We start from the raw sequence: 23,409 nt of genomic DNA on the forward strand, positions 1-23,409 counted from the left end.
ATACTAGTCCCTCTATTTAATTTCCCAGTCCCGTTGTCATTCTTGATTGCGATAGTAGGACTCTTCGCTCCTATTATTGTGGAATATGAGAGATATTGACTATACTTCTATTCTGTTAAAATGGGATTACTTAGAAAGAAAAGCTTTGTTTCTGCCAGTCCCGCTTAGTAGTAGCAATTTGGTATGCAATCTTTCACTAAAGATTCTCTGTTGACACTCAATTCAGAGCAGTTACAACCTATTCCTGAAGGTTTGGTGCCAGGTGTTCTGAGAGCAAACTATAGGACAAGGGAAGTGTTCTTCTATCGAGATAACGGAAGAAAGTACTACACTTCCTGGGAGTACCGAAGCTGGGCTGATAGGGTTTGCTTTGCGGAGATCGATTATAATCAATCGAAAGAAGCTGCCAACGTTGGTGGATGTGCGTATCGCATACTATTTGTAGATGAACTGCCAAGTCCTTCAGAACTTGCGGAAGAAGCTCAAGAACACAAAAAAGGTATGCGCTATCTTTGTGGGGTCACAGTTGTATTCTTGGTCTTCATATGGCTTGTGCTGCTTCCTTGGGAAAAGAAGCTTCAGTCAGAGCCAAGTGAGTGGATTGAAAGAGGATATCAACAGGAAGTCTTGAGTGAGTAGAACTGGAAATGGCTGACAAAGACGAGGACTTCTTAGTTGAACTAGTCGAATTATCGGCGGCGTCTAATAAGCCGATTTTACCCCCTGCGAACCCTAACGAGTCCGAGTACAGGCAGCGCTGTGAAGCCGCGACTAGGCAGCTAAAACCAAAGCTTAGAGAAGCAGCGACTGATGGCCGATACGATAGTGTTGCTCTGATGCCACTGCATACCTCTGAAATTAAAAAAAACAATCCATTGCGAAGACCTCTCAACACTGATGTTGAGAGTGAGATTTTCCAGGATTTCGTGTGGGACTTAGTTGATAAAGGTTTACGGTGCTTCATTGATCGCCCTGGACTATCCTCTGCGCTATTCGCCCTTGAAAGCGACGGATACGAAAAGCCAGACGTTGAATGGGATGGCGATCACATATTGTACGTTTTGCTGCCGGGACATGAGCCCCCTCGACGCTTCTGGGCTAGAACTCTCGTATTCTATGCCAAACCAGCTGTACGACGTTTGCTCGCTTTTACCGCCGCTTTCTCCCCCCCTGTTAGCCTCACAGGATTCTTCTTCATTCTTTCCGTGGTGCTTTTTATCTTGTCAATATACCTGTGGATACAAACACAAAATATAATATTTGCTATGACTGCGCTTACGTATTTGATAAATATGTTTATTTGGGGTCGTAGTCCTCAGTGATTTCCGAGGTCTGATAGAAAAGATTAGATCCAAACTTCAGATAGGCGATCGCCTATAAAAGTTATTTGCGGAAATATATCATTCAATCTAAAGTGAGTTTTGAATATGGCTTTCAACAGGACTTTCATATCCAGCCCGCTTGGAAAATTCATGAAGAGCCAGTACAACAAGTTCTTCCCAAGTGTTAGAGACAATATCATCAATCAAGGACATAGGATTCACCAAATAAGTGGCTTCCCGGCTGAAGTTATAAGGCAAGTACAAACTCAGTTGGAACAGCAAATAGCCACAAGAAGATTCTATCTTCAGCTTTTCTTTGGCAGAACTATTGTACTTTTTGTAATGGTGCCACTTATTTTTTTATGGGTATTAAACGCTGAAATATTAAAGATAGAACTGCCTAGTGGGTTGAAAGCTATATCGTTGATCGCTTTGGGGGGGGATCTATCTAGCGAGAATTCTGCAGGTTCTTAAGATTTTGCAACTAGAGTCGATGGTTCATTGCCTGAAATGTGCGTTGGATAGATACAAAACTTGCTAGTCGATACTGTTGTAACAGCCAAAACCTCCTTTCTACCAGTTGTTCCCAGGCCAGTTCCTTAGAATGTTAATGACTAAGATCAATACCAGCGCAATTGGCAGCAGGGCTGCAATAATTGAGAAATTGATGTGGAGATAATCAAGACCATCAATAGAACTCAGTTCCTCGAATCCTTCAGATATGATTTTAGATATGGTCGGTGTAACCCAAATAACCCCTATGATACCGACTGCCGTTAGAAACAAAAAAACGATTCCTCTGAACCAAGATAGTTCAAGCAGGCGTGTAGCAAGATTGCCCACCAGCACCCCTACAGATATAGCAGCAATAGCTTCATACAACGACATTATTAGCACCGTTTAGCAATCTGTTTGTATGCACATTCTACTCTAATCGGTGTTCTCTATCTGATAATCTAACCACACTTGATTATGATGATATTCGGTCTTAAGGCGGTAGTAGTTCCCAAAGGTGGTATTGACTATCATTTAAGTATGACCAGAACTTAGGTAGATAAATGTGGAAAACATTGCTCTTACTAACACTGTCTTTTAGTGCAATTTCTTGTGTGAGTATAGACAATCAGTTCTTAGACGGTGAAAGGATAAGCTGTGATAAAAGGGACAAAGGCGAGTTTGAGAAGTGTATTCAGCAGAGGTTTATGTCCGGTTCAAGCTTCCGAGAACTGAAGAATTATCTTCTCAAAGAAGGATTTGGAATCTATGAGTATGAGCAAGACGATAAAGCGAATTACTTCTATTTCCTGTGGAATTCAAACGGAATAGGTAATTATCGAATAGGCGTTGCTGGAAATTATGATGAAGATCTCACCATAATTCACATCAACATCATATAGAGTAAGATATTGGCCACTCCGTTTCTTGCCTGAGAAAAAGCCAAGTTCCACCGAGGTAGAGTTCTTTGAGATGAACCTAGACAAACTAGATAGTCGTATATCCAAAACGGATTGGGAAGCGACACCCGAAGGTGTAAAAGGGGTAGTGGTAGAGTTAGCCGAAAGGGTAGAACAGTTGCAGCAGCGGGTGAAGCTGCTGAGTTCGCAGATGACACCCCTGGTAGAGCAGATAGATAAGATAGAGACGAAGCTAGCAAGGCGCAAGTCAATGAAGCGCAAACGCAACCGGGGTTTCGGCTAGATTGAGAGAAATGCCACCATCAGCGCCTAGTCCTCTACCGCAATGAAATCCAAAATAGCCAAAGCGCTCTTTAAACCGGGGAGAGTCACGACAGACTAGCCCCTGAACACCTTGTCTATCAAAACAGATACCACCGCACATAGAAATACCGTTGTAGCGAACACCCAAGGAGAGAAAAGATGCCAGTCTCGGATGAAGAACCAAGCACCGCCTCCTCCGATGAACCAAACTAGTGATCTGCCTATTGCGATCGCGTCATCTTCTTTCATTGGCTATAACCACATAAAGTAATTTTGTACTAATCTTACTGAATAGTTTATCAGACTGCACAAATTCCTTCCTCTAGCTACTAGCTGTTACAAAGGAACGTAAGACCAGCGTAACGAAGGTGAGATACCTTAAAAAGCCCACGACGAAAGTATGAGTCGTTACGAATGATAAAATGCACGGAGTTTAACTACGTATGGTAGATGGGAAGAAAAGCGAAAGACACACAAAGGATGGATTTCAAAATTCTAACTATCTGGCATGAAGCGTTATCGAATGAAGCTCGAAGACTAGGTTATATCAATAGCTGGAACCGTATTGCCTGGGGTGAATTTATGAAAGCGATCGCCATCCAGATTCTCGAAGGCAAGATAAAATTACCTCCTCACAAGCCGGATTGACATATAAACGCCGTGTGTTTATATTTTAAGTGCCTTCCAATATGCAAAAAAATTAAATACAAGGTGTCTGAGGTTTTGGGTCATGTCCCTACTGACAGGAACGATTTACATTAAGCACGAACGAGTGTACCTGGACAAGTATCACGGAGAGATTTCATTATCTCTAAAAGAGTATAGAGTCGCTAGACGTTTCCCTTTCTCTCCGTGGGTTGCCCTAGATGAGTTTGGTTTAATAGGAGAACCTGGAGATATCTACGATCTGTTTCCGGTAGCTCTAGGGATGCGTGAGTATAAAGGCGGTCCAAATCTAAATCGTATAACTGGAAGAAGAGTCAGAACTGCTAGAGTCGTCCATAATCATAAAGTAAATCATAAAAAGATAGTAAGTTTGGTGTTAATGATGTTGATAGGCTCGGTTATTCTCACCGAGAGTCTTTTATTGTTGAATAGCCTATTCTTTGCAGTTTCAGGCTTTAACAATCAAACTTCAGTTCTTACTTTAGAGCGTCTGCCATCTGTTCTACCTTCTATTAGCGGGTCAATTATAAAGCTAGGTTTGATCGCTACAGCTTTGTTTGTGGTAATACTAATGACCTCAGTAGACTCAAACCCCGAAGATAATAGTCGTTTGGTCAATGCTAGTGAGCTAAACGTAGTCAAAGATGCAGATGTTCATGTCTGTAACAAGCCCTCACTCTTTGTTGAAGGTTCCACTTTCACAGAAGCTTGGCTAGGTTTCATGCATTATCCTCAAGTAGCTGTCTCACCTATAGACTATGTTCCGCCACAAGTCGCTTGTAATGTTCTGTATTCTGTAGCAACTGACAGAACAGTGAAGGTGAAAGTAAAAGTAGGAATATTCAAGAAAGAGTATGAACACCCTAAACGCTGGTTTGCTATGGTAACTGCCGCTCCAGTTCACGAAACGATTACTCTTAGAGATCATACGTCTGACCAACTTGGGCTTACCCTTTACGAAGAGCCTTCATACAATTTGATTGAGAAAAATGCCATTCTTCAAAAGAATCCTTCTTTCGTGGAAGGCGTGGCCGTCGGCCCGTTTGCTTCTAGAGAAGCTGTTAAAGCGTGGGCAGGTATTATTTAGGAATAGCTTCTCAAACGACTGGAGGGAACTGTGGATTGGTAACGCGATCGCCTAGAGAAACAGTATTCTAAACGACAAAAGGAGAATCGATAGGTGAAGTCTACCAAGACAGGTCAATTTTCATCGCAGCATATTGAGTGGGCCTATGGGAAGTGTGTGGAAGCCCTGCCACAAGTCGCGCTGACTGAAGCAATCCCCCTCATCTGCGCGGAAGTGATGCGAACCGACGAGATAGGGTTAATCACAGCTGGCGGCAAGCAGGTCGCTATTGTCTACCATGCGAAGAAGCGTCAGCCAGGTCGCCTGTTCGAGATGATGGCGATTGACGATTTCCCAAGACTTTCCTGGGATCATTTGTTTGAGTTTATGGGTTTGCCGACAAGCAACTCCAGCCCATCAAAGTCGGTCGTTTCTGGCTTTGAGTTATTGCTATATCGCCCGCAGGCAGGGCAGTTGTATACCCCGCTCAAATATACTAGCTATCTAGAAGCGGCAGCAGCTAGCGATCGCCATCTATATTTCGTGGTCAATGTCATCTACACGGCTTCTATGGGGGCGCTCAGTTGTCTTACCCAAGTTGAGCAGTCCGTGTTGCAGGCCGTGTTCGAGAAGCGGCTGAGAGTCGAGGAGATGACGATAGTGGAGGCAGTTGATGAGTGGCTAAAAACGGTCTATACCGAAGCCGCTGCCGAGCGTCGCTACGCTGCCCTTTCTCGCTTTCCACTTGTGCAACCACCTGCGGATTCAGACGATCAAGCGCCTGTGAAGACGGTACAGTTGGACGCAGCAGATTGGTGATAAATCCTTCTTGGCTTGTCATAGGTCTGCGTCATTGCATGAGGAATTAGCATCTTCCTGCCAATCTGCTATTGCCATTGCGACCATACGGTTGGTTATCTCTAGAAGGCGGCGATCGCTATCGCTGTTGCCCTGAACAATGTGAAGAAAATCGTTCCTAGGAAGAAGATACGCCCTGACATTTGATAGGACAGCTCTTACATTTGAGCTGCTGTCATCTATGCTCTCATATTGCCCTGGGGATTCATCCGCTGAATCGGGTGCCAAATCTGATCGATCAATATACTTGATTGGAGTAGCCCTATTGGGAATTATATAACCGCTATTTTGTGGGGGCGCTTGTACAGTTCTATAGACAATAGTCCCGTACATAATTCCATGCATCATAAACGTTGGTTTAGAGGGGCGAGTACAGTATTCGTATTCGCAGTGATCGCCCTGAACACAAAACTGTATCATCCCAGGAAAAACGCACATAGGGCTGTTTACGCCTTCCAGCTCCATTGCAGTCATTAGCTCGATAGACTGTACTGGTCTTGGGATCAATACTGAAGTGAAGCCGTCCCAGTCTCCACGCAAGATGAATGCAATTGACTGGGCAATTTGAGGGGTGTGAAAGATTAATGTCAAAGAGTCGATCATTATGGGATATATCCTCGCAGGCTATCGTTCATCTATTAGCTTTGTTTTTACTAATTACAACTATAATAAGTAAATGTCGATATGACTTTCGGAAGGCTTTCTATCTTTTTTTAGTGCTTAAAAATCTTCTGAAAAAGAGTTTGAATATAACCACGTAGAGTTGTTTAATATAAACAGACAAAGTATCGAGCATCTTTTGCAGAGCTAGATTACAAAGCCCCAACTGGCAAAAAAATGACTGATAAAAATTTCAGATAGGTGATCGCGTCCGCATTGTTGCTAAAGTAGAAGACTTGTCAATGCCGCAATACCCTTATGCAGGGCAGATTGGAACAGTGGTAAATGTGACAGAAAATGCGAGACCAAAGTATTATTCAGTATCGCCTATAGATCCGCTTTCCGGCGCTGATAAGTACTTTGGCGTAAATTTCAAAGCCTGTGAACTTCAATTAAGAAATGAGCAGCGCAGCATATTGCGTCGTAACCGTCGTGGTAGGCGTATCAAGAGAAACTCACCTTTCGCTTTCCGTAACCATCGTGGAAAAACGTTTCGCTAATTGTCGTTGGAAAAGTATTTAGCTTGAACATGGAATTTTCTTAGAATTGTCAAACTTTCTTCCTGCCCGTCCTGCTAGCTTTTGTCCTGATCTTAGACGGATAAAAATAGATGGATAATAAATCCTCCGGTTGGCAAGTACTGGTCTTCAACTTGTATTCTCCGGGTCTAAAGCCTGGGGAAAGCCTATGGGGAAGCACCCATATTCCATCGCAGGTTGTTGATTGAAACCATGCAGCTTCAACTTTTTTTTTAGCGCTATCGATAGTGGTTTCTACTATGCGTTTGTCTGTCCAACTATGGAAGGGTGCTTCGGACTCTACAGAGCCAAAACCTCGGATCCAAGGCATATCATAAAAGTCATAATCTATTTGAATAATTCTCCAGTGGCATAGTACTCTGCCCAAAGGATAGGATGTTTCTACTTCTAGGCAAAACCCGTGACCTAGTTGCAATAGATGTTTTACGGGGTCTGTACTACAATATTCGCTCAGACCCCTTTCGCATGATGGTAAGGGAACGGTCTGCCAGCCTATCACCTGTTCCTTATTTCGGCTGGAGAAAAACCTGAAAAAGTTCATTGGCTGTAGAAAGAATACTTATCTCCTTTAATTGTAGCGAAATAATTTATCTTTTCATCATCAACAGTTTACTCTGAGTAGTTCTCCCAGGCTTTGCTTTGGAAATCTATGTTGAGCGATCGCCTTATATGTCTCGCTCTATGGTACTCAGCGAGTTTTCTTCACGCCAAACGCTTTTAGTTGTTTGTCCTTGCGCCTAAACTCCTGAATATCCTGATATAACTCTTTCTTCACTCGGCGATTTAAGACTGCAAAGAGTACCAATAAAATGGTAGTGGCGACTATTAGAATTGTGAACGTGCCAAATGAGAAGAGTAGCTTTTGGTCGCAGAAAATCGACATAAGTAGAGTCTCTAATTAGTTACTTTAGCCGGAGCCATCAGACAGTGTTATGGAGTGTTGACTTCTTCTAGAGAAATGCCCTCGTTATCATAGTCATTCATATATTTGTGCGCTGCTGCCATGTCTTTCTTGCTGATGGTGATGGCGACGGCGGAGATGAATACGCACAGACAAATTACAGTGAACATAAGGCCAAATACCACTGAGGTGTTTTCAACGCAAAGATTAGTCATTTGGGATACCAAAAATTACAACTACGATTGCTCAGTCAACGTTGATCATCGAAAGAGCCCAAAGAATACAGGCTATCCAGCGTAGGGTTACGGGGAAGATAGCTGAGCAAAGTTCAGTCAGTTCTCAGGACTGATTACCTTGAATAAGGTTTGCTGTGCTGGAGTAGATTTCTCTGCTTCAGTTGATGTCCATAAGGCACGAATCAAAAGGAGAAAAACTAAGGCAGCGGCGAGATATAAAGCAAATAGCAAAGTAACTTTACGCCCTTGTTCAAACCCTTTGATAAAATCGGATTTCTCTCTTAGGTCTGGAATCTTTGTCATACTTCTCCGGCTTCATTATCGTTAGGATGATTATAGGGGTCTCTGATTGACAGTGCTATTATCTGCCACCGTTGCTGCTTTCACCACGGTTACTAGCACTTCTCTGCCCTCACATTCTCGCATTCTACATAGAATCTGTCCTTCTAGAGCAGTCGCATTGATATCGCGATCGCTGATGAGCTAGTTGTGCTCATACCTGAATATTCTTCTCTTAGCTCTCTCAAAAACTGCCCAGCGGCCTTTTGAAGGAGCTACATAATAAGCCCCTCAGCAGAGCCTATAACGGGCTAAAAGTTAGCCGACACTATTGAACCGAGTGTATTTTGTAAACAGAGTGTCCAAAGACACATGTTTTGTCAACGGCATGGTACGTCAACAACATGTCTTTTTTATCGTGTTTTGTCAACAGCACCTATTAAAGCTTCAGATTAGTCATTTAGGATACCAAAATCTACAACTACGATTGCTCAGTCAACGTTGGTCATCGAAAGAGCCCAAGGAATACAGGCTATCCAGCGTAGGGTTACGGGGAAGATGGGAGCAACAAGCAGCCCTGTTGCAATTGTAACCATCGCCAGCATTAAAAGGAAGAAGAAAAAACAAACCAAAGGCTCTTCTGCGTGGTTATTCCCTTTCGTTAGCGAATCTGCTGGGTCAAAAAATATTCTTGGAGTCTGATTTCTTTGATTCATCAAAATTTCCTACTCAATAAATCGATTATAATAGAATTTTTTGGATGTTTCTCTAAGAGAAAACAGCCGCTATGCATTGATTTTCTAGAGGGGTCTGGAATGTCTCGTACTAAAGAAAAGAGAAGTAGTAAGCTGCCGTACCGCTGGCTAGAGTTCGAGTGGCAAGGAAGCCGATATAGAATTGGTTTGAGTCGAAATTGCTGGAAAATTGAGCGATTTGTTCTATTACCCTTATTTGGTCCAGGCGGTTGTGATTCTGGAGTAGTTGATCCTGCTACCTGGATCAGCTACTCACCCCTAGCTTGCCCAGCTCCTTTGCTAGAGACAGCCTTGTTGACTGTCGAGGAATCGCACGATAGAGCCCTTCTTGTTACTCGTTCTACTGCCTGGAAGAGTTTACAGGACCAAACCTTGACCGCAATCTCAGAGGGTTAGAGTCTATAGGAGCCTTCTAGATTGCGTAGAAGAAGCGATCGCCTCATTGATAGGGAAGTGCGATTCTTCAAAAGACAAAGACGCATCCCTTACGTAGGCAAGGGATGCGTCACAGCTTTGTTGAATTTAGTCCCTGTTGTGCAGGGCTTGGCCGTTAACTGTGAAGGTTTCACAAGTCTGTCATTATTTTTCAATTCAGTCCCTCCCGAAGAGGGCACAATGATACTATCACTATACTCCTATCTTCTCAACCCTCGATAAATTTTACGCCGAGCACCGCTTCAATTTTTTTAAGCGTTGCGAGAGGCAGCGGGTAGGTCAACCGTTCTTCTTCGATGTCATACCAATAGCTGCGGTTAATTCCGGCTTCTTCAGATAATGCCATCAAGCTTTTCGAGTGAGCCTTTCTTGCTTTCCGAATTCGAGCACCTAAGTCCTTGACTTCAATTTGTATTTTTTTCTCTACTTGCATACCATCACGCTATTGACGACTGTAGGCCAACACCATACAATAAAGAATAGACAAAGTAAAGTCGCTTCATTGCTGCAAAGCTATAAACAACATTGTTTTCCGGGTGTGCGCTCCTCAGTAGCTGTTGCTCGGCGTATCAAATTTCTGGAGTCCAGTAAAACTATTGGTTCTGGCTATTACGTAGGAACGTACCAACTAATTTAGAGAAAGGAAGAGAGATGGCAACCACAACAATCAATAGAGAAGAGCTAAGTGGGATTACCCGCTACTACCCCGAAGCAAAAAATGTACTAGGTCAGCTAGGCGACCGGGTTTCAGTTGAGTTTATCGAATGGGGAAGGCTATCTATCTCAATGCCCGATGGCTCAAAAAAACTGTGTGATCCTAGATTTGACGGCGAGCTAGACAAAGAACAGAGTAGCGACAACTATGAACGGCTTGTCCGAGTCTGTCGATTCGAGGAGCTGATTGAAGATGTCATTGAGCGGGATTTTAAGCTTTTATCTCGCCCAGTTCATGAGATTGCCTCGGCTACGAACTTAATTGACAATTATTCCATTGGTGAGCTACTTAGTACTAGCGACTATGTACGGTTTACGAATGAAGGCGCTCATGATGGCGATATTTTTGTTGATGAAGATGGAGATCTGTTTATTGGATTGAATACAATTAACAATTTCGAGGAGCTAAGCTGTGATCCTGGCTTGGCGCGATTCAAAGTCGTTGCAGACTGTGATGATTCTGTCTCCTACTTTTTTGAGGATGAGTTGGATGCGGAGCTATATGCAAAATGGGCTAACGCTGATCTCGTAGACGAGGATTACACGCTAGAAAGCGCACTAAATGTGAAAAATTTTGTTGTGCCTGCTCACTATATCTTTTCGCGAGATTATCGTAGCCCTACTGGAGGAAAGTGGCATGAACCATAGAGTCATAAAGTCGGAAAAGGCAGCTCTGAAGAAGTTAAGCGTACTTTGGGTGGTGTAGTCGCACTATCCCACCTTAGTTTCAGATTCTCTACAGGATCTGAAACTAAGGTGGGATCTTAAAGGCAAGAAAGCTGCTCCAGATTTTTAGGCTGGTTTTCTTCTCCTCTATAGATGATTGCCACTTATTTCACAATTTTTAAGGTGTTTTGACGCGATCGCTATTTGGACAAATGCTGAGCGTAACGTTACATAAAACGACGGCAGAAAATAGATCCCAAGCAATCTGATGAAGGGTATTCCAAAAGAGATACCAAGCTGCAAAAACCTTCAGCAGGCCAGGGAACCTACGATTCTCGATAATCTTTCTCTGGCTGGGCACTTCTTCAAATTGATTCTTTTTCATTTAATTTCTCCAAAAATCCCATGGTTTTACTGGAGCTGGGAGAGACCAAAACGCTAATCGGCCCTGCTGTGTGCTCGCTTAGCCTGCTCAATAGTCACAGCCGTAGTCCATAGGCTTAAGAGAGTTAGATCTGACTATCATGAACCCAATAGCGTCGAACACCGAGCGCTGCGAACTGATACTCAACCAGAGTGAACCCATCCTCAAAGAGAATAGCTTTACCACAACTACCGGTTGCTAGAGTCCCTCGCACGTTATCACCGAAATTAGGTTCTGTTCTGATGTTTGTTGGCCCGTCTTGGATGCAGACCGAATCTGAGGCTGTATAACTGAGGACGCTTAAAGCCGGTACGCTAGTTTGCGTGTGTGAGGGGCTTGTAGGTGCTGGCGAGTAGACTCGCGAGGGTACCCGTCGTGGTGCTGGCCGTGTTGTTGGCTGTGAGCGATGACAATGATAAGGTTGCGATCCGGCATGACAGCCAGCGCTGTTCAGTCCCCCTGGATGAGCGGCGGCAGGAGAGACGAGTGCTGTGGTGATAGCTAAGGAAACAAATAATCTTAGACGCATAACAGGGAATATGAAGAAATTAAAAGCAACGTTGGATGCATCCTTTTGGAAGTCTGACGGCTATTGCTCTTATCCCGCCATGGTTGAGAATCATCTTCATCAATAATTCCCAAAGCATAAACAACATTATCTGTTGTATGAAGCTTTGCACCAGCCGCAGTCTAATGTAGAGGCTCGCCTCTAATGGATCTAGTAGAGATTTTCTGGATGCAGGCTACGGTTCATGTTCCGGTTACGTGATGATGAGCTAGTGCTGATTAGGTTCTGGTGCGAACGAAGGGAGCGATCACGTCGCCTGATAGACTCAGCTCATTCGTGTCACTTAAATTGTCCTGACAAAAGTGACACGAATAGACTTCTCTTCCAACACGATCGCCTCTCTCTCGCTTTTAGCCATTAGCACTTGTCGATGCCGAGCGCGGCCTTGAGTACATCGATGTCTTTGCCGCGATTAGCCATTCTGCCGTGAAGACCATAGTGGTCATGATGCTCTTGCAATTCCTGAGCCAATTCGCCTTCGAGTACTCGTTTGATGATCGCCTGATTGCGAGTAGAGAGCTGCTTGAGTGTTGATTGGTTAATCAACCATCTTTCGCTGTCATCTCTAGCCTGCTGGTCGTTATACTGCATAATCTCCCGAATGAGCATAGCCACTTCGCGTTCCACCTGGTCGGAATAGCCTTTTTCCGGTGTAGAGCGTTCTTGCGGAGCTGGGGGAGAGGCCCCACGATGCTCGCCTTCGATGCCAGCCGTCATCGGTTGACTCATAGGCAATGGTTGACTGACAGGTAACGAGATCGCTCCGTTTGGCTGAGTGCCCCCAATACTTAAGAGCTGTTGTAATTGCTTGAGCTGCTGCTGAGCGGCCTGGAACTGAGTGAGCTGAGCACGAAGTGCGGCGACCTCATCGTTAGCTGTGGTCAGTTGTTTTCTAAGCCGTTCACTTTCCTGCTTCAAGTGACTATTAAACTCATGTGCCATTGAGAGAGACTGTTCAATCACTTTATGAGTGCCCGCGCCGTTGCCGGCCATCTTCTCGGCTTCAGCCAGCTTCGCTCGCAGCTGTTCATTCAGTCGCTGCTCATCAGCAATCTGCTGATTCACCGCCTCTACCTGTTCGGCTAGTTCGATAGGCTGACAGCCGAAGTTATCCGCCAAAGAGATAGCGGCATCAGCGGCATCTAAGATGAGCTGCATCGTATCCTGCTGAGTGCCTAAACCAAGCTCCCCTTGAATTGCCAAGACGCGCTGCTTATCGCTCTCGGTAATGCCAATCCGACTCATCACTAGCTCCTCTGCTGGCTCAACTGCTTCTGTTGGTTTAAACGCGGCGATCGCCTCCACACCTGGCTCATTCAACCGCACTCCTTTACGCTGCCCTCCATGTGCCGCAATGACCTGATCGCTGATTTCATAGTCGAAGTAATGACGACTGGCGGCAAGCGATCGCCTAAGTTCTGTCTGCCCTGCCTCCAACACTTTGTAGTGGCCTTGAATAGCGGCTCTAAACTCTAGTTCTGGCACCTCCGGTGGACAGAACCAGAAGGTTGCAATCGTGCTGTACACAGAGCGAAAGAGATGGGTATAGAGATTGTCCTTTCCTTCCCTAGCCGGTACCAAATCGTGAAAGCAGCGATCACAAGCTTGGGCGATCGCATGACTATAGGCGCGATTCATATCCCGATTACTCATGCCTTGAGTATCGAGCAGTGATCGCAAGCGTCTAGTTGCAGAGATTACGCTACCTGCCTTTACTAGCGTCGGTAGCTCGAAGCGAAGTGATGTAGGTTCACCGCGTCGTTTGACCGCGCCTGTGAACCAGACAGACCAATCAGAAGCGGGTTCAAACTGAGCGGTTTGAATCACCTCAGCAGCGCGTCGTCCAGTCGCTACCGCTAAGCCTGCTGCCAGTTCACTCCAGTCACCAGACTGCAACAGTACAGCGGCGCGTCGAGCAATCTCATTGGGGTCGTCAATCGGCTTCGCAGAGCGCTGCGATACCGCCTGCTCAGAAGGCATATTGATCTCTGTCCACTCATCAGGTGTAAAGCCGACATTAGCTAATGCCGGATGATCGGCATCAATGGCCTTAAGTACTCGTCTGACATCGGTAATAGGGTTCTTCTGCTGCCTATGCGTCTTCAACCCCCGCTGCACCATTCGTTCTTTTACGAGCGCATCCCACCGCCGCGCCCGTCGATGGCCAGCGGCTGTATCAGCGACATTTACCACTTGCGGCAGTAGCTCTTTAAGTAGTGACTTCAACCACTCCGTTGAACAGAGCGCGATCGCTTTCGCCAAGTCGGGCTCAAGTGTTTTTGCCATCATGCTTCTCAGAACTTGATTGAATGAGTTTCCGCTACGTCAATGATTGCATCGAGCAAATCTGAGAACTGACGCATATCATCTCGATTATCTACCCCTCTAACGTCAACTACTGTTTCTTGCCCCTCAAAAATAAAATGAATCGGATCTGGGGAATCGCAGAATTCAAGCAAATAAGCTCGTAGATGATAGCCAAACTCTTCTGTATAAACGCAGTACTCGTATCGTTGGTCGTCTACCTGAATGACAGGTAGCGCAATGAAGTCTACCGTTACACTGTTATATCTCCCTGAGATATTCCTTAGCACTATGAGTTCGCCATCAGGCCATCTATCTGAAGACCAAAACAATCCTCTCAACACTGTCAGAAACTTATCCATTCTGTACTCACTATAGCTTGCGAGATTAAAGGGGTTAGTTTTGTTGGAGTAGATTTCTCTGCTCCAGATGGCATCAATAAGGCACGAATCAAAGCAACCTCCTACTCCCAAACAAAGTGATGCGGTTTTCTGATACTGAATTAGCCTAAGCAGCTAACATTTCAAAGTTATTGTAGAAACACATAAGTGTCATTTTTTATCACTATTTTTCAGTACTACAGCCCATTAATCTGGCTTAGATTTTTGGTGAAGGCTGTGAGAACATAAATCTTACGCTGCATTGAGACCGCACAGATCCTTAAACTGGGGCTCACCGATGCTAGCTACCGATGCGAGCCGTTCTACCAGCTCTGCTACGGGTGATGCATCCACCCAATGTTTCAGCCTACGAAGATGCTGAAGCTCTTGCTCCTCACCCTTTGTCTCTGTAGCAAAAGCGTGATTGTTCATCACGTAATAGCTATCCCTTGATATGGGATCAACTAAAAGTCTAGTACTCACACCTGTACGCTCTAAGCGTCCGTGTGTGCTTCCTATAAAAATTTGAAAACTAAGGCATCGGCCATCGCCAGGGAAAAAACGGGCTACAAAGCTCCAGCATCCTGGATAGCGCTGGTTGGCAACCGGCTTATCCACCTGGAACTTGTATGTACTAAGACCTATGTTATCTGACATTGAATTACTCATTAATTACTAGCTATTTATAGCAGAAGTTGGAAAAGAGCTTTTCCAGACACCTTAAGTATTAAAATGAGATTACTTTTCCTGTTCTAAAATCACGTTAGCGCTCAGGGCTTCTGCTTGTGTCTCTCAAACTCCCTTTGGTTCTCAGTGTTTATTTGTACATAGAGATTACCCTCTTTATCTTCTTTAAGTAGACATCGCGTACTTCTTTAGGGGATTCGATCACGCAGCGATCGCCATAGCGAGAAACGCGCTGAAGGAACCATAGCAGGTTAGAAATTCGTTGGGTCACTCTGGTCCAGCTTTGGCCATCAACAGACACCACTTCGATCTCTTTAATTCTAAGATCTTCAGGTTTTGGCCGATAAGTAAAACAGACCCTGAAAGTAATCTCTATAGAATCTAGCCCTTCGCTGCGCCACTTTGCATCTGTCGGAATAAGCTGGGCATCATCCCCAACAAAAAATAGTCTATTGTGGCCTAGCTCGGGTAGGTCGGGGCGATTCCCCGGCTTGGCTGTCCAGCAGTGCAAGTATTCTCTATCATCGTGTTGCACAACCTCTGCATATTGAATGAGCCGTTCTTTACCGTGATAATTGAGGATAAATGCCTGCTGCTGAATAATTGAGTTCTTGGCTTGCTGTACCCAATCAGCACTTCTACCATCTAGCGACTTTAGCGCTTCCTTTAGAGGCTGAGCCATCCGGCAGGGCTACCCAGCCAATAGCGGTTGGCATTGATCCAGGAAAGATGTTTTCTGGTGTCTCTGTCCAGTCCGCTAAAGCCACATTGTTTACAGCTCATCTACTTTTGCCGTTCAAACGGGTTAAGGATCGGATGGAGAGTCGCGCCATGATGCGACGTGGTAGGCGTAGTAGGCGAATTGATCGTAGCTTGCCTTTTGAGTTACGGAATCATCGACAGAAGCGGTTTGATAACCGCAAACAGAAGAAAGTGCCCCCTAGCATTAAAGCTAATCGCCAACTGGAGTTAAGGGTTGTGACTGAGTTATCTCAGTTATTCCCTATCTCTAAAATCGTTGTCGAATACGTCAAGGCCCGCACTAAGAAAGGTTGTTCGTTTAGTCCTGTCCAAGTTGGGCAAAAGTGGGCTATTGAACAACTAAAAAAACTTGCTTCTGTTCGTACTCTCTACGGTTGGCAGACTGCCACCATGAGAGACCACTTAGGGCTGAGTAAGTCTAAAAACAAGGCTGAGCAAACCCCACAGTCTCACGCTGTTGATGGTGTAGCCCTAGCCGCTAGCGAGTTTACAGAATACCGCAAGTATCACCGCAATGACTCAAGGGGTGCTGACTGGTCTGGTTTAGTCAATATCACGTCAGCTAACTTTGTAGTCATTCACCGTCCCCCCGTCAGCCGTCGTCAACTTCATCTAATGGTTCCCGCCAAAGGTGGCAATCGTCGGAAGTATGGGGGCACTGTAACCCGCCACGGGTTCAGGAAAGGTGATTTGGTCATTGCTGAAAAGAAAGGTATCCAGTCAATCGGCTGGGTGTCAGGAGATACCAAAAATCAGGTTTCGGTATCGGATTTTGACTGGAAGCGAATCGCACAGTTCACAGCTTCCAAGGTCCAGCTCCTCTATCGCTCTACGGGGTTGCTGGTTAATTGCCCGCAGAGATTGTCAGTCCGCAACGCATCGAGCGTAGCAGCCTGACTCTCCTTCCCTCCCCCACCTGAGCGAGGATGGGGTATCACGGAGAATTTCAGATGAATTGCAAAGTTGTCCATGATATCTACTTGCTGATGGCTTCTATTTGAGTCGAGAGGCCCGTGTCATTGCCTTTCTTCCAGAGTGATCGCATGACTATGATCGCCTTTAGTTCTGACGGCTCTACTGGCATCACTGGTGTCAGTAACTTTTTTGTTTTTATTGTGCTAGAGATTGCGCTTCCGGTTGTCAGAGTTAGCTTCCTTGGGTTTGCACGATATCGCAACTTCCCTTGTGAGCCTTGCAGAAGTCTTCCAAGCTCATCGAAGAATTGCGCCTCTTGGCTCTAAAGCCTCCTGATGTTCGAGCATACAGAAAGGGCAACGGCAATCCTTACTTGTAGGGAATTGCTGCATTACTTCCACAGAGGGTAGTTCAACAATTTTTCCTGTACCCGTATTCTTTACAAATATTCGGTAAGCAAACTGGCCATGAACTTCGGCTTCACATACCATCCCCGACCATTCTGCATACTCTTTGTAGGTGTAGTAGGATTTCTCATTTTTATAAGAGTAAAATAAAGCCTCACCAGTTGGTCGGACTACTATACATCCTACCAGTCGCCCTTTTACGGAGGGAGTTAATTGTGGTTGACCTGTCTCTTCGCTATTCGTTGATGGTTTAATTAGCATTGAGCCGATTCGAGACTTCCTTTTAAGAAAATTCCACATTGACTACAGACCGAAGAAATACTTCTCTTATCTTATACCTTGCGTACAGGCTCAGGTATCAGCTCTCTGAGAGCGTATGGTTCCAGCAGCAGTGAAGCGTTGTGAATTAGAACAGTCGCATGGCCGTAGTGTGCCAAAAGCGTTCAAAGATGCGATAGGGGGGTTAGCTCCATGCTGGCAGTCCTGCGCTGCGGCTACTTGATTGTCTTTACAGTCTTCTTTCTGCCTTCCCTTCAGTGTTAGTGCCCCTAGTGCGTCTTAGAGAATTAGCAAGCATAGTTGCGAAGTGCTTACGCAGCAAGGGGTTCGAGGCCAAACCTACGCTGGTGCAGTGAATCGTCTTCCTGTGAAGTTCTGCAAGCATATCTATGGCTGAGAAGCTGGTATAGTCGGCGCTACAGCTCGCTTCAAGTAAGTCATATGCAGTTGGGCCTTTGCTAGCTGTTTCAACTGAGGTGCTTGGAGGGAGCAGTTTGTGCTGTTCTATTAGGGTGTGATCGCCATTCAATGAATACTCTGGCATTCTGTATAGAAAATGAGCTTAACCAAGCGATCGCCCTATCTGGTTTATCTACGGTTGCAGCGCCAGCCTTCTTTATAGCGAGAAGTCCCCGCTATAGTTTTGCTATAGTGAGAAGTGATGTCGAGGTAAGAGCTGTATGCCAAGAAGAGGAAGACCAGGTGGCAATCCAGGGATAGCGGAGTATGAATTCACGAAGCAGCATGACTGGTCAGAATCATGCACAGCGGTGAAAACAATTAAGCTGCCGCCGATGATGTCGCAAGCGCTGAAGGATGGTCTCCTTCCTGAGTGGCAAGAGATTTGTCGTCAAGCGATCGCCTCGAAGCTTCCCTCTGAGATAGCGAAAGCGCTGAACTGGCCTATAGAAGAGGAAGTCACAGATGAGTGAAGCACGATTTCCTGGTTATGCTGAATACCAGAATCAAGACTACGAGGACGCCTTGCCGAAGATACTGTTAGCCGCTGAGCAAGGAAACGCAGAAGCGCAATGTATGGCTGGCACCTTGTATCAGCTAGGGTTAGGCTCAGCCGCTAATAGCGACAAAGCAGTGGCATGGTATGAGCGTTCATCAGCGCAAGGCTATAGCGTAGCGACGAACAACTTAGCCGGGATGCTAGCAGTGGCGGGCAAGGTAGAAGAATCGCAGCGGCTCTACGCCCTGTCTCGTGAGCAGGGATTCATTCACGGGCCTGCGGTAGGCGACTAGCTAACTGGCTGAGCTGAAGTAGAGATCATCTTGTCACTTCTCCAGTAGATTGATGATGTTTTGAAAATTCTCAAGCAGCAAACTCTGTTGTTTCAACTCTAATCGAAGAGAACACATTGCCGCTATATAGCGGGTATTCCCTGCTATAATATAGGGATAGCCATAGCAAGAGCCTCATTTCTCTCTCCGTCTAAAGTTCGAGAAATGAGGCCGGTCAACCCTAAGCAAATAGGATTTAAACTCATGGTACCAAGAAAAGCTCGTGCCCGTATTTTGCTGGTAGTTCTGTCGAGTGCGTTAGCGCTTTCTCTCAGCGCATTCCTCCCAGCATCAGCGCCCGCAGCCGAGATTATACGAGAGGCGATCGAAGGTGTCTTCAACAGTGATGAAGAAGAGGAAGAATGGTATATCCCAGGTGTTCGGCGCTATCGTTGTCAGCTCATCCATGAAACACCTGCTCCGGCGGACAGTGAGTTTAAGACCTGTGCCTATAACTGCCGGGGGTATGGAGCGGGTGCAACGTTCCCCTGGCCGAAGGACTTACCTTGTCCTGGCGGTTTCAATCATCTTATGCCTGAGATTCCAGAGGGATATCCGTCTCCTTACCCCTCGAACCCTGGCACCCAAGCTATTCAAGAATAGTTAGAACCACCTACACGGCCCCGCTTGAATGGATAGGCCGTGTAGTGTGTGATGGCAATCGGTGTTTCTTTTGGTAGGCGATCGCCCGACTTCAAAGCAAACCCTTCCCTACCAGCGAATGTAGGTTAAGAGGTTGGGCGATTGCCCTGGTCGTGATAGTCGTGATTACACGCTGACACGCTGACACAGATAGGTTATCGCATTCATACTGAGTAGCCCTACAGTTCTCGTCGGAGCCCTAGTCCATGATGAGGGGTATGAAAGAGCGATCGCCCCACATCTGAGGTTATCAACACTGCCCTTTAAAGTTCCAAGGTTTTTCTGACGCTAGATAGTCTTCTTAACTTTTCTTGCATTATCTGCACGACTTGAAGATGTGCCCTTGAATGCCGTGTAGCTGCAAAGAGTGCAGCGGTCATACCATTGCTTAATTCTGCTTTAGATAGCGACAGATGTTCGCTATCGAGAGCAAGCAACCCTCTAGCAAGCATCTCCAGAGTTGATTCGGGTAGCTGGGATATGTCCATCTGCCTAACAGCAGCTAGCTCTTTAAAGCTATCTATTGTGTCCATCAGCAAAGTTGAGTCGCTGCCTTCGCCTTCGCGAACCATCCACAAAACTACTTCATCACTCATAGTTTATTCCTCTACTGCGTTTTTCTTTAAATCTGTTAGTGACTTCAGGTTTCTGGTTAAAGCGATCGCCTTATTCACAGTCTATGAATTGAATTTCTGTTATTCGAGCAACCCAGCTTGTTTTACGGCCTCGATGGGCAAAGCTTTAATTACGAACCCATAGTAAGTACGCCAAAGAGATTGATGATAAAAGATAATGCAAACAAATAGCGGCCTTTGTTTGAAAACATTCCATCATCACCTCGGAAGAATTTCGCTATCAGAAACCATACATAAAATACCAGTACAGCGGTAGCTGTACATTTCAGCCACACAGCGTAGTCTGATAAGAAAAAGGCGGCGAAGATAATCAGTGAAGAACCTACATATAGGCACTTTGCGGATAAATTTTGCTTAACATCATTAGCCAGAAAAACAAAGCTCATCAACCCAACTGTGCCAATCGCCCCTATGTGTGCAACTGACGCTGCATTGGGCACTGGATTATCGATCATACTCCCACTCGATTGATTGTAAATTGGTTGCAAGTAGAAATCTTTGGTTGAATTGTCAAAGGTTTCTTGATGCGATTCTAACGCACTTCTGTAACTCTCTTGGAAAAAGTGTGAGTAAAAGTATAAATGCTTTCATCCTCTACTGATTGTGCGATCGCCTTATTGAGGCAGGTCAGATAGACTATAGCTAGAGCGAAAGAAGTATGAAAGAACAGCATAGTTGGCAATCTGGTACAAATCCTATGAATTATTCGACTGAACAAACCAGCGTTGAAGAACTGAGCAAGGAGATTAGAGAGCATACTGGAGAGCGTGTAGTACTGGAAGGAGCCGACTTGGGTGAGGCTAAATTGAGTAATACCGATTTGAGTAATGCCAACCTGCGCGAAGCCGATCTAGGCATAGCCGACTTGACCTTTGCCAATCTGCGCGAAGCCGACTTGCGTGGAGCCAATCTGTTCGGAGCCGACCTGCGTGGAGCGGACCTGGGTGGAGCCGACTTGCGCGGGGCTGACTTGGTCGGAGCCGACTTGACCTTTGCCGACTTGACCTTTGCTGACCTGCGCGGAGCCGACCTGTGCTTAGCCGACGTGTTCGGAGCTAGAAATCTCACTCATGAGCAGTTAACAGAAGCGCTACTCTGCAACACCGTTCTTCCTACCGGCATTAGCTTAGACCCTAACCGTGACTGCGAGGGATAACGGGAGTAAATTCGAGGACTATGCTGATTAGATCGATTGCTGGAATTGCAGCCGATGGTATTGCTTTGGGCGAAGGCGATATTATCTATTGATCCAGAGGTCTGTCATGGAAAGCCCTGCATCAGGGGCTTGCGCTACCCAGTAGAATTTATCCTAGAACTACTAAGTGCAGGCATGAGCCATGCAGAGATTCTGTCGGGCTACGATGATTTGGAAGAGGATGATATCCTTTCAGCCCTGTTGTATGCGGCTCGATTATATCGGGCGTGATGTCATGTTATGGGACACAGGTATAGAGGCTGAGATTTAGGGTGTTGAGCTATGCTAGTCGAACAATTACCATTAGCCAAGGGTAAGACAACTTGTCTTATGGAAAAAGATCTTTTATACAAGGCGTCATCAGCGCTAGCAGAGAAGGGATTCACCTCAGAGCAGATTAGAGAAGTCGTTGGTGAAGATGCCATTTTGTGTGTTGAATGTGGCTTACCTGCGACGTTAGTTTGTGATGGATACATCCCCCGGTGGCTAATGAAGTGGGGGCCAACAGTCAGTCGAATCCTTCAAGACCCTAAGACAATAAGCGAAGTAAAACTGAAAGATGATAATGCTTTCACTCGTAGACGAATATACGAAACAGGATTGCTAAAAAGCGATATTTTATACGAAACATGCGATCGGCCCCTTTGTAAAGACTGTCGAGAGACGACTGGATATACCATCTACTGTGGAGAAGACGGTGGAATTGTTAGCCATGATTACTGTCAAGAATGTGCGGGATACATACCTCAACTGAGAAGAGAATAGTGACTATGATGGATTTTCGGCAGATGAGACAGATGTATGCCTGTATCTGCCAGGAGCGGTCTGCGACGATCTGGTTAATTATGAATTCACTAATGTGACGAATTTGGCAATAGATTATCGAGGCAGTTTGTTTGAACCGGCTTTTGAGATGGCCAGAAACCTCGATCGAAACTTGGTTTTCCCAGCACGCAAAGGGAGGATTTTATGAGTCCATGAACGTTCTCTGCTGGTATTGAACCCCAATTTAATTATGATGATGAGAGGTTGCATCATATTTGGCACAGTCTTACTAACGGTCGCTTTTATCAGGCATGAAATGACATCAGGTTTGTTATCTTGAGAGAGGGAGCAAGAATACAAAGTTGTGAAACGGCAATCCAAACGGCCTGACTACGAAGCATTACGGTATACGATCAATCGAGCGCGATACGCTAAGCGTACTGGTCACTGCAAAGTGCAATGGGCCGAACTAAAGCAGGCGTTAGTAACAGCCTGGGAGTTTGGCTACATCCGCTACCCTGGGGGGGTGAAGTCCGTTAGAGGCAACACCAAAGCCGGAAGAACTATCTTGCTAGAGCTAGCTGCTCAGTTTAAGGACGCTAAGCTAGTGGTCAAAACTACTTTGAAGAAGGAATATGGATGGACAGATCGTCTCATCGCAAAGTATCAACTAGAGCCGGACTTGCTGGTCGAAAATCCTCACTATAGGCGTGGTGCTGCGATGCATCTCTATGCGCTCAATCGAGTGAAGCGCATTGCCTCAGAAAATGAAGTAGCGGCTGAGTTAGCGAACGTTCTAGCCCAGCGCCCAGCGCGAAAGCAGGCGGCGCAGCAGGCAGCGCGAACCCGTTCTATTGCAGAACAGGAACGTCAAGAAGCAGCTCATCAGTCTTTTCACATGTTCTTAGATGGATTGGCCTTTATTGTCCCTACCTGGTCTGTAGAAGCGCTATTAAAGCAAGCCCTTAGCCGTTACAACACTTTTAATTATGGTCTATCTGCTTCTATCTCAGACGATGCTGACTTTCTCTACCAGATAGCACGAACCTATCTGTACTACGATTGTACGAACTATGAAGCGCTACTCCAGCTATACGATAGCGATCGCCAGCGAGCCGATATTCGAGCGAAGGTAGAGGAAGCTGTAGAAGCCGCTTATCCGAATTTGCTGGAGAGAGTGCAAATGGTTAAGGCGAGATTGGAAGGCAATCGTTTGTAATTTTTATTATGAAGCCTCTCCCACCGAGCGTGTCGCTATAGACTGTTTACGCTGGTCTGTCCTGAAGTGATGGTTCGTACTTTTGCTATTCAGCTATTGTAGGCTTTCTGATCCATTGGTTG

Annotated in this window: 33 protein-coding genes; 18 read left to right on the forward strand and 15 right to left on the reverse strand. The window is 45.6% G+C overall.

Going from position 1 to position 23,409, the window contains the following annotated elements:
• The first annotated feature begins 183 nt into the window (after nucleotides 1-183).
• The 3 genes from S7335_RS24735 (at nucleotide 184) to S7335_RS24745 (ending at nucleotide 1,796) form a co-directional block, all read left to right on the forward strand.
• Nucleotides 184-639, forward strand: a complete 456-nt coding sequence (locus S7335_RS24735) for a hypothetical protein (protein ID WP_006458701.1) — start codon at nucleotides 184-186, stop codon at nucleotides 637-639.
• Between the two features lie 8 nt (nucleotides 640-647).
• Entirely contained in the window at nucleotides 648-1,322 is a 675-nt protein-coding gene (locus tag S7335_RS24740; RefSeq protein ID WP_006458775.1) for a hypothetical protein, read from the forward strand.
• 105 nt (nucleotides 1,323-1,427) lie between these two features.
• Nucleotides 1,428-1,796: a hypothetical protein gene (locus S7335_RS24745; protein WP_038020314.1), complete on the forward strand. Its 369-nt coding sequence runs from the start codon at nucleotides 1,428-1,430 to the stop codon at nucleotides 1,794-1,796.
• A 99-nt stretch (nucleotides 1,797-1,895) separates the two neighbouring features.
• Here S7335_RS24745 and S7335_RS24750 read toward each other — a convergent pair whose 3' ends face one another.
• On the reverse strand, nucleotides 1,896-2,210 hold the full coding sequence (locus tag S7335_RS24750) for a hypothetical protein (protein WP_038020316.1): 315 nt from the start codon (nucleotides 2,208-2,210) through the stop codon (nucleotides 1,896-1,898).
• Between the two features lie 221 nt (nucleotides 2,211-2,431).
• Here S7335_RS24750 and S7335_RS28660 point away from each other — a divergent pair, with 221 nt between their 5' ends.
• Together S7335_RS28660 and S7335_RS24760 are read left to right on the forward strand one after the other, a co-directional pair.
• Nucleotides 2,432-2,719: a hypothetical protein gene (locus S7335_RS28660; protein WP_198011501.1), complete on the forward strand. Its 288-nt coding sequence runs from the start codon at nucleotides 2,432-2,434 to the stop codon at nucleotides 2,717-2,719.
• Between the two features lie 70 nt (nucleotides 2,720-2,789).
• Complete coding sequence (locus S7335_RS24760) at nucleotides 2,790-3,020, forward strand: hypothetical protein (RefSeq protein ID WP_006458749.1); 231 nt, start codon at nucleotides 2,790-2,792, stop codon at nucleotides 3,018-3,020.
• On the opposite strand, the gene S7335_RS28250 is transcribed toward S7335_RS24760, so the two are convergent.
• Nucleotides 2,985-3,224: a hypothetical protein gene (locus S7335_RS28250; RefSeq protein WP_157620758.1), complete on the reverse strand. Its 240-nt coding sequence runs from the start codon at nucleotides 3,222-3,224 to the stop codon at nucleotides 2,985-2,987. The genes S7335_RS24760 and S7335_RS28250 overlap by 36 nt on opposite strands.
• A 296-nt stretch (nucleotides 3,225-3,520) precedes the next feature.
• On the opposite strand from S7335_RS28250, the gene S7335_RS28255 reads away from it, so the two are divergent.
• The 3 genes from S7335_RS28255 to S7335_RS24770 all read left to right on the forward strand — a co-directional run bounded on the left by S7335_RS28255 (nucleotide 3,521) and on the right by S7335_RS24770 (nucleotide 5,591).
• Nucleotides 3,521-3,688, forward strand: a complete 168-nt coding sequence (locus tag S7335_RS28255; RefSeq protein ID WP_006458868.1) for a hypothetical protein — start codon at nucleotides 3,521-3,523, stop codon at nucleotides 3,686-3,688.
• Nucleotides 3,689-3,770: 82 nt separating this feature from the next.
• Nucleotides 3,771-4,793 carry a hypothetical protein gene (locus S7335_RS24765; protein ID WP_006458811.1) on the forward strand — a complete coding sequence of 341 codons (1,023 nt, stop codon included), beginning with the start codon at nucleotides 3,771-3,773 and terminating at the stop codon, nucleotides 4,791-4,793.
• A 93-nt stretch (nucleotides 4,794-4,886) separates the two neighbouring features.
• On the forward strand, nucleotides 4,887-5,591 hold the full coding sequence (locus S7335_RS24770) for a hypothetical protein (protein WP_006458831.1): 705 nt from the start codon (nucleotides 4,887-4,889) through the stop codon (nucleotides 5,589-5,591).
• A gap of 18 nt (nucleotides 5,592-5,609) precedes the next feature.
• Here S7335_RS24770 and S7335_RS24775 read toward each other — a convergent pair whose 3' ends face one another.
• The 4 genes from S7335_RS24775 to S7335_RS24800 all read right to left on the reverse strand — a co-directional run bounded on the left by S7335_RS24775 (nucleotide 5,610) and on the right by S7335_RS24800 (nucleotide 8,961).
• A complete protein-coding gene (locus tag S7335_RS24775; protein WP_006458863.1) occupies nucleotides 5,610-6,233 on the reverse strand; it encodes a hypothetical protein in 624 nt (207 codons plus the stop codon).
• 1,526 nt (nucleotides 6,234-7,759) lie between these two features.
• On the reverse strand, nucleotides 7,760-7,900 hold the full coding sequence (locus S7335_RS28665; protein WP_006458848.1) for a hypothetical protein: 141 nt from the start codon (nucleotides 7,898-7,900) through the stop codon (nucleotides 7,760-7,762).
• A gap of 162 nt (nucleotides 7,901-8,062) precedes the next feature.
• A complete protein-coding gene (locus tag S7335_RS24795) occupies nucleotides 8,063-8,269 on the reverse strand; it encodes a hypothetical protein (protein ID WP_006458873.1) in 207 nt (68 codons plus the stop codon).
• 467 nt (nucleotides 8,270-8,736) lie between these two features.
• A complete protein-coding gene (locus tag S7335_RS24800; protein ID WP_006458730.1) occupies nucleotides 8,737-8,961 on the reverse strand; it encodes a hypothetical protein in 225 nt (74 codons plus the stop codon).
• 99 nt (nucleotides 8,962-9,060) lie between these two features.
• Here S7335_RS24800 and S7335_RS24805 point away from each other — a divergent pair, with 99 nt between their 5' ends.
• On the forward strand, nucleotides 9,061-9,396 hold the full coding sequence (locus tag S7335_RS24805; RefSeq protein WP_006458728.1) for a hypothetical protein: 336 nt from the start codon (nucleotides 9,061-9,063) through the stop codon (nucleotides 9,394-9,396).
• A gap of 247 nt (nucleotides 9,397-9,643) precedes the next feature.
• Here S7335_RS24805 and S7335_RS24810 read toward each other — a convergent pair whose 3' ends face one another.
• Entirely contained in the window at nucleotides 9,644-9,868 is a 225-nt protein-coding gene (locus S7335_RS24810) for a helix-turn-helix domain-containing protein (RefSeq protein ID WP_006458724.1), read from the reverse strand.
• Nucleotides 9,869-10,086: 218 nt separating this feature from the next.
• On the opposite strand from S7335_RS24810, the gene S7335_RS24815 reads away from it, so the two are divergent.
• Nucleotides 10,087-10,797 carry a hypothetical protein gene (locus tag S7335_RS24815; RefSeq protein WP_006458817.1) on the forward strand — a complete coding sequence of 237 codons (711 nt, stop codon included), beginning with the start codon at nucleotides 10,087-10,089 and terminating at the stop codon, nucleotides 10,795-10,797.
• Nucleotides 10,798-10,993: 196 nt separating this feature from the next.
• Here the strand turns inward: S7335_RS24815 and S7335_RS24820 are convergent, their stop codons facing one another.
• The 6 genes from S7335_RS24820 to S7335_RS24840 all read right to left on the reverse strand — a co-directional run bounded on the left by S7335_RS24820 (nucleotide 10,994) and on the right by S7335_RS24840 (nucleotide 15,860).
• Nucleotides 10,994-11,200, reverse strand: coding sequence for a hypothetical protein (locus tag S7335_RS24820; protein WP_006458815.1), 207 nt, complete (start codon nucleotides 11,198-11,200; stop codon nucleotides 10,994-10,996).
• 124 nt (nucleotides 11,201-11,324) lie between these two features.
• A complete protein-coding gene (locus tag S7335_RS28260; RefSeq protein ID WP_157620760.1) occupies nucleotides 11,325-11,768 on the reverse strand; it encodes a hypothetical protein in 444 nt (147 codons plus the stop codon).
• A 396-nt stretch (nucleotides 11,769-12,164) separates the two neighbouring features.
• On the reverse strand, nucleotides 12,165-14,093 hold the full coding sequence (locus tag S7335_RS24825; RefSeq protein WP_006458782.1) for a protelomerase family protein: 1,929 nt from the start codon (nucleotides 14,091-14,093) through the stop codon (nucleotides 12,165-12,167).
• An 8-nt stretch (nucleotides 14,094-14,101) separates the two neighbouring features.
• Entirely contained in the window at nucleotides 14,102-14,473 is a 372-nt protein-coding gene (locus tag S7335_RS24830; RefSeq protein ID WP_006458769.1) for a hypothetical protein, read from the reverse strand.
• 270 nt (nucleotides 14,474-14,743) lie between these two features.
• A complete protein-coding gene (locus tag S7335_RS24835; protein ID WP_157620764.1) occupies nucleotides 14,744-15,148 on the reverse strand; it encodes a hypothetical protein in 405 nt (134 codons plus the stop codon).
• A gap of 160 nt (nucleotides 15,149-15,308) precedes the next feature.
• The gene (locus S7335_RS24840; RefSeq protein ID WP_006458778.1) at nucleotides 15,309-15,860 is read right to left on the reverse strand and encodes a WYL domain-containing protein; all 552 of its coding nucleotides are present in this window, start codon (nucleotides 15,858-15,860) and stop codon (nucleotides 15,309-15,311) included.
• On the opposite strand from S7335_RS24840, the gene S7335_RS24845 reads away from it, so the two are divergent.
• From S7335_RS24845 to S7335_RS24870, 4 genes are all read left to right on the forward strand, one after another.
• Complete coding sequence (locus S7335_RS24845) at nucleotides 15,782-16,837, forward strand: RRXRR domain-containing protein (RefSeq protein WP_050766058.1); 1,056 nt, start codon at nucleotides 15,782-15,784, stop codon at nucleotides 16,835-16,837. The two genes, S7335_RS24840 and S7335_RS24845, sit on opposite strands and share 79 nt — an antisense overlap.
• Nucleotides 16,838-18,221: 1,384 nt before the next feature.
• Nucleotides 18,222-18,473 carry a hypothetical protein gene (locus S7335_RS24860; RefSeq protein ID WP_006458826.1) on the forward strand — a complete coding sequence of 84 codons (252 nt, stop codon included), beginning with the start codon at nucleotides 18,222-18,224 and terminating at the stop codon, nucleotides 18,471-18,473.
• Complete coding sequence (locus S7335_RS24865) at nucleotides 18,466-18,792, forward strand: sel1 repeat family protein (protein WP_006458723.1); 327 nt, start codon at nucleotides 18,466-18,468, stop codon at nucleotides 18,790-18,792. The genes S7335_RS24860 and S7335_RS24865 overlap by 8 nt, the downstream gene beginning before the upstream one ends.
• A gap of 243 nt (nucleotides 18,793-19,035) precedes the next feature.
• Nucleotides 19,036-19,434, forward strand: coding sequence for a hypothetical protein (locus S7335_RS24870; RefSeq protein WP_006458711.1), 399 nt, complete (start codon nucleotides 19,036-19,038; stop codon nucleotides 19,432-19,434).
• 302 nt (nucleotides 19,435-19,736) lie between these two features.
• Here the strand turns inward: S7335_RS24870 and S7335_RS24875 are convergent, their stop codons facing one another.
• Together S7335_RS24875 and S7335_RS24880 are read right to left on the reverse strand one after the other, a co-directional pair.
• Nucleotides 19,737-20,069, reverse strand: a complete 333-nt coding sequence (locus S7335_RS24875) for a hypothetical protein (protein ID WP_006458758.1) — start codon at nucleotides 20,067-20,069, stop codon at nucleotides 19,737-19,739.
• 149 nt (nucleotides 20,070-20,218) lie between these two features.
• The gene (locus S7335_RS24880; protein WP_006458852.1) at nucleotides 20,219-20,563 is read right to left on the reverse strand and encodes a hypothetical protein; all 345 of its coding nucleotides are present in this window, start codon (nucleotides 20,561-20,563) and stop codon (nucleotides 20,219-20,221) included.
• A 242-nt stretch (nucleotides 20,564-20,805) separates the two neighbouring features.
• On the opposite strand from S7335_RS24880, the gene S7335_RS24885 reads away from it, so the two are divergent.
• The 4 genes from S7335_RS24885 to S7335_RS24900 all read left to right on the forward strand — a co-directional run bounded on the left by S7335_RS24885 (nucleotide 20,806) and on the right by S7335_RS24900 (nucleotide 23,287).
• A complete protein-coding gene (locus S7335_RS24885) occupies nucleotides 20,806-21,264 on the forward strand; it encodes a pentapeptide repeat-containing protein (protein WP_227500125.1) in 459 nt (152 codons plus the stop codon).
• A gap of 54 nt (nucleotides 21,265-21,318) precedes the next feature.
• Nucleotides 21,319-21,534, forward strand: coding sequence for a DUF433 domain-containing protein (locus S7335_RS24890; protein WP_006458865.1), 216 nt, complete (start codon nucleotides 21,319-21,321; stop codon nucleotides 21,532-21,534).
• A gap of 99 nt (nucleotides 21,535-21,633) precedes the next feature.
• The gene (locus tag S7335_RS24895) at nucleotides 21,634-22,068 is read left to right on the forward strand and encodes a hypothetical protein (RefSeq protein WP_006458702.1); all 435 of its coding nucleotides are present in this window, start codon (nucleotides 21,634-21,636) and stop codon (nucleotides 22,066-22,068) included.
• A gap of 364 nt (nucleotides 22,069-22,432) precedes the next feature.
• Nucleotides 22,433-23,287, forward strand: a complete 855-nt coding sequence (locus tag S7335_RS24900; protein WP_006458742.1) for a hypothetical protein — start codon at nucleotides 22,433-22,435, stop codon at nucleotides 23,285-23,287.
• Nucleotides 23,288-23,409 lie beyond the last annotated feature (122 nt).

The organism is Synechococcus sp. PCC 7335 (assembly GCF_000155595.1).
Taxonomy (GTDB): domain Bacteria; phylum Cyanobacteriota; class Cyanobacteriia; order Phormidesmidales; family Phormidesmidaceae; genus Phormidesmis.

Excerpts from the sequence above, each read along its gene's own strand:
- S7335_RS24745 (WP_038020314.1), top strand. The coding sequence starts at position 1,428 with ATGGCTTTCAACAGGACTTTCATATCCAGCCCGCTTGGAAAATTCATG.
- S7335_RS24885 (WP_227500125.1), top strand. The coding sequence starts at position 20,806 with ATGAATTATTCGACTGAACAAACCAGCGTTGAAGAACTGAGCAAGGAG.
- S7335_RS24825 (WP_006458782.1), bottom strand. The coding sequence starts at position 14,093 with ATGGCAAAAACACTTGAGCCCGACTTGGCGAAAGCGATCGCGCTCTGT.
- S7335_RS28255 (WP_006458868.1), top strand. The coding sequence starts at position 3,521 with ATGGATTTCAAAATTCTAACTATCTGGCATGAAGCGTTATCGAATGAA.
- S7335_RS28260 (WP_157620760.1), bottom strand. The coding sequence starts at position 11,768 with ATGCGTCTAAGATTATTTGTTTCCTTAGCTATCACCACAGCACTCGTC.
- S7335_RS24895 (WP_006458702.1), top strand. The coding sequence starts at position 21,634 with ATGGAAAAAGATCTTTTATACAAGGCGTCATCAGCGCTAGCAGAGAAG.
- S7335_RS24815 (WP_006458817.1), top strand. The coding sequence starts at position 10,087 with ATGGCAACCACAACAATCAATAGAGAAGAGCTAAGTGGGATTACCCGC.
- S7335_RS24840 (WP_006458778.1), bottom strand. The coding sequence starts at position 15,860 with ATGGCTCAGCCTCTAAAGGAAGCGCTAAAGTCGCTAGATGGTAGAAGT.
- S7335_RS24805 (WP_006458728.1), top strand. The coding sequence starts at position 9,061 with ATGTCTCGTACTAAAGAAAAGAGAAGTAGTAAGCTGCCGTACCGCTGG.
- S7335_RS24820 (WP_006458815.1), bottom strand. The coding sequence starts at position 11,200 with ATGAAAAAGAATCAATTTGAAGAAGTGCCCAGCCAGAGAAAGATTATC.
- S7335_RS24775 (WP_006458863.1), bottom strand. The coding sequence starts at position 6,233 with ATGATCGACTCTTTGACATTAATCTTTCACACCCCTCAAATTGCCCAG.
- S7335_RS24875 (WP_006458758.1), bottom strand. The coding sequence starts at position 20,069 with ATGAGTGATGAAGTAGTTTTGTGGATGGTTCGCGAAGGCGAAGGCAGC.
- S7335_RS24735 (WP_006458701.1), top strand. The coding sequence starts at position 184 with ATGCAATCTTTCACTAAAGATTCTCTGTTGACACTCAATTCAGAGCAG.
- S7335_RS24870 (WP_006458711.1), top strand. The coding sequence starts at position 19,036 with ATGGTACCAAGAAAAGCTCGTGCCCGTATTTTGCTGGTAGTTCTGTCG.
- S7335_RS24760 (WP_006458749.1), top strand. The coding sequence starts at position 2,790 with ATGAACCTAGACAAACTAGATAGTCGTATATCCAAAACGGATTGGGAA.
- S7335_RS24830 (WP_006458769.1), bottom strand. The coding sequence starts at position 14,473 with ATGGATAAGTTTCTGACAGTGTTGAGAGGATTGTTTTGGTCTTCAGAT.
- S7335_RS24860 (WP_006458826.1), top strand. The coding sequence starts at position 18,222 with ATGCCAAGAAGAGGAAGACCAGGTGGCAATCCAGGGATAGCGGAGTAT.
- S7335_RS24765 (WP_006458811.1), top strand. The coding sequence starts at position 3,771 with ATGTCCCTACTGACAGGAACGATTTACATTAAGCACGAACGAGTGTAC.
- S7335_RS24795 (WP_006458873.1), bottom strand. The coding sequence starts at position 8,269 with ATGACAAAGATTCCAGACCTAAGAGAGAAATCCGATTTTATCAAAGGG.
- S7335_RS24810 (WP_006458724.1), bottom strand. The coding sequence starts at position 9,868 with ATGCAAGTAGAGAAAAAAATACAAATTGAAGTCAAGGACTTAGGTGCT.
- S7335_RS24835 (WP_157620764.1), bottom strand. The coding sequence starts at position 15,148 with ATGTCAGATAACATAGGTCTTAGTACATACAAGTTCCAGGTGGATAAG.
- S7335_RS24880 (WP_006458852.1), bottom strand. The coding sequence starts at position 20,563 with ATGATCGATAATCCAGTGCCCAATGCAGCGTCAGTTGCACACATAGGG.
- S7335_RS24890 (WP_006458865.1), top strand. The coding sequence starts at position 21,319 with ATGGTATTGCTTTGGGCGAAGGCGATATTATCTATTGATCCAGAGGTC.
- S7335_RS24740 (WP_006458775.1), top strand. The coding sequence starts at position 648 with ATGGCTGACAAAGACGAGGACTTCTTAGTTGAACTAGTCGAATTATCG.
- S7335_RS24865 (WP_006458723.1), top strand. The coding sequence starts at position 18,466 with ATGAGTGAAGCACGATTTCCTGGTTATGCTGAATACCAGAATCAAGAC.
- S7335_RS24750 (WP_038020316.1), bottom strand. The coding sequence starts at position 2,210 with ATGTCGTTGTATGAAGCTATTGCTGCTATATCTGTAGGGGTGCTGGTG.
- S7335_RS28665 (WP_006458848.1), bottom strand. The coding sequence starts at position 7,900 with ATGTTCACTGTAATTTGTCTGTGCGTATTCATCTCCGCCGTCGCCATC.
- S7335_RS24800 (WP_006458730.1), bottom strand. The coding sequence starts at position 8,961 with ATGAATCAAAGAAATCAGACTCCAAGAATATTTTTTGACCCAGCAGAT.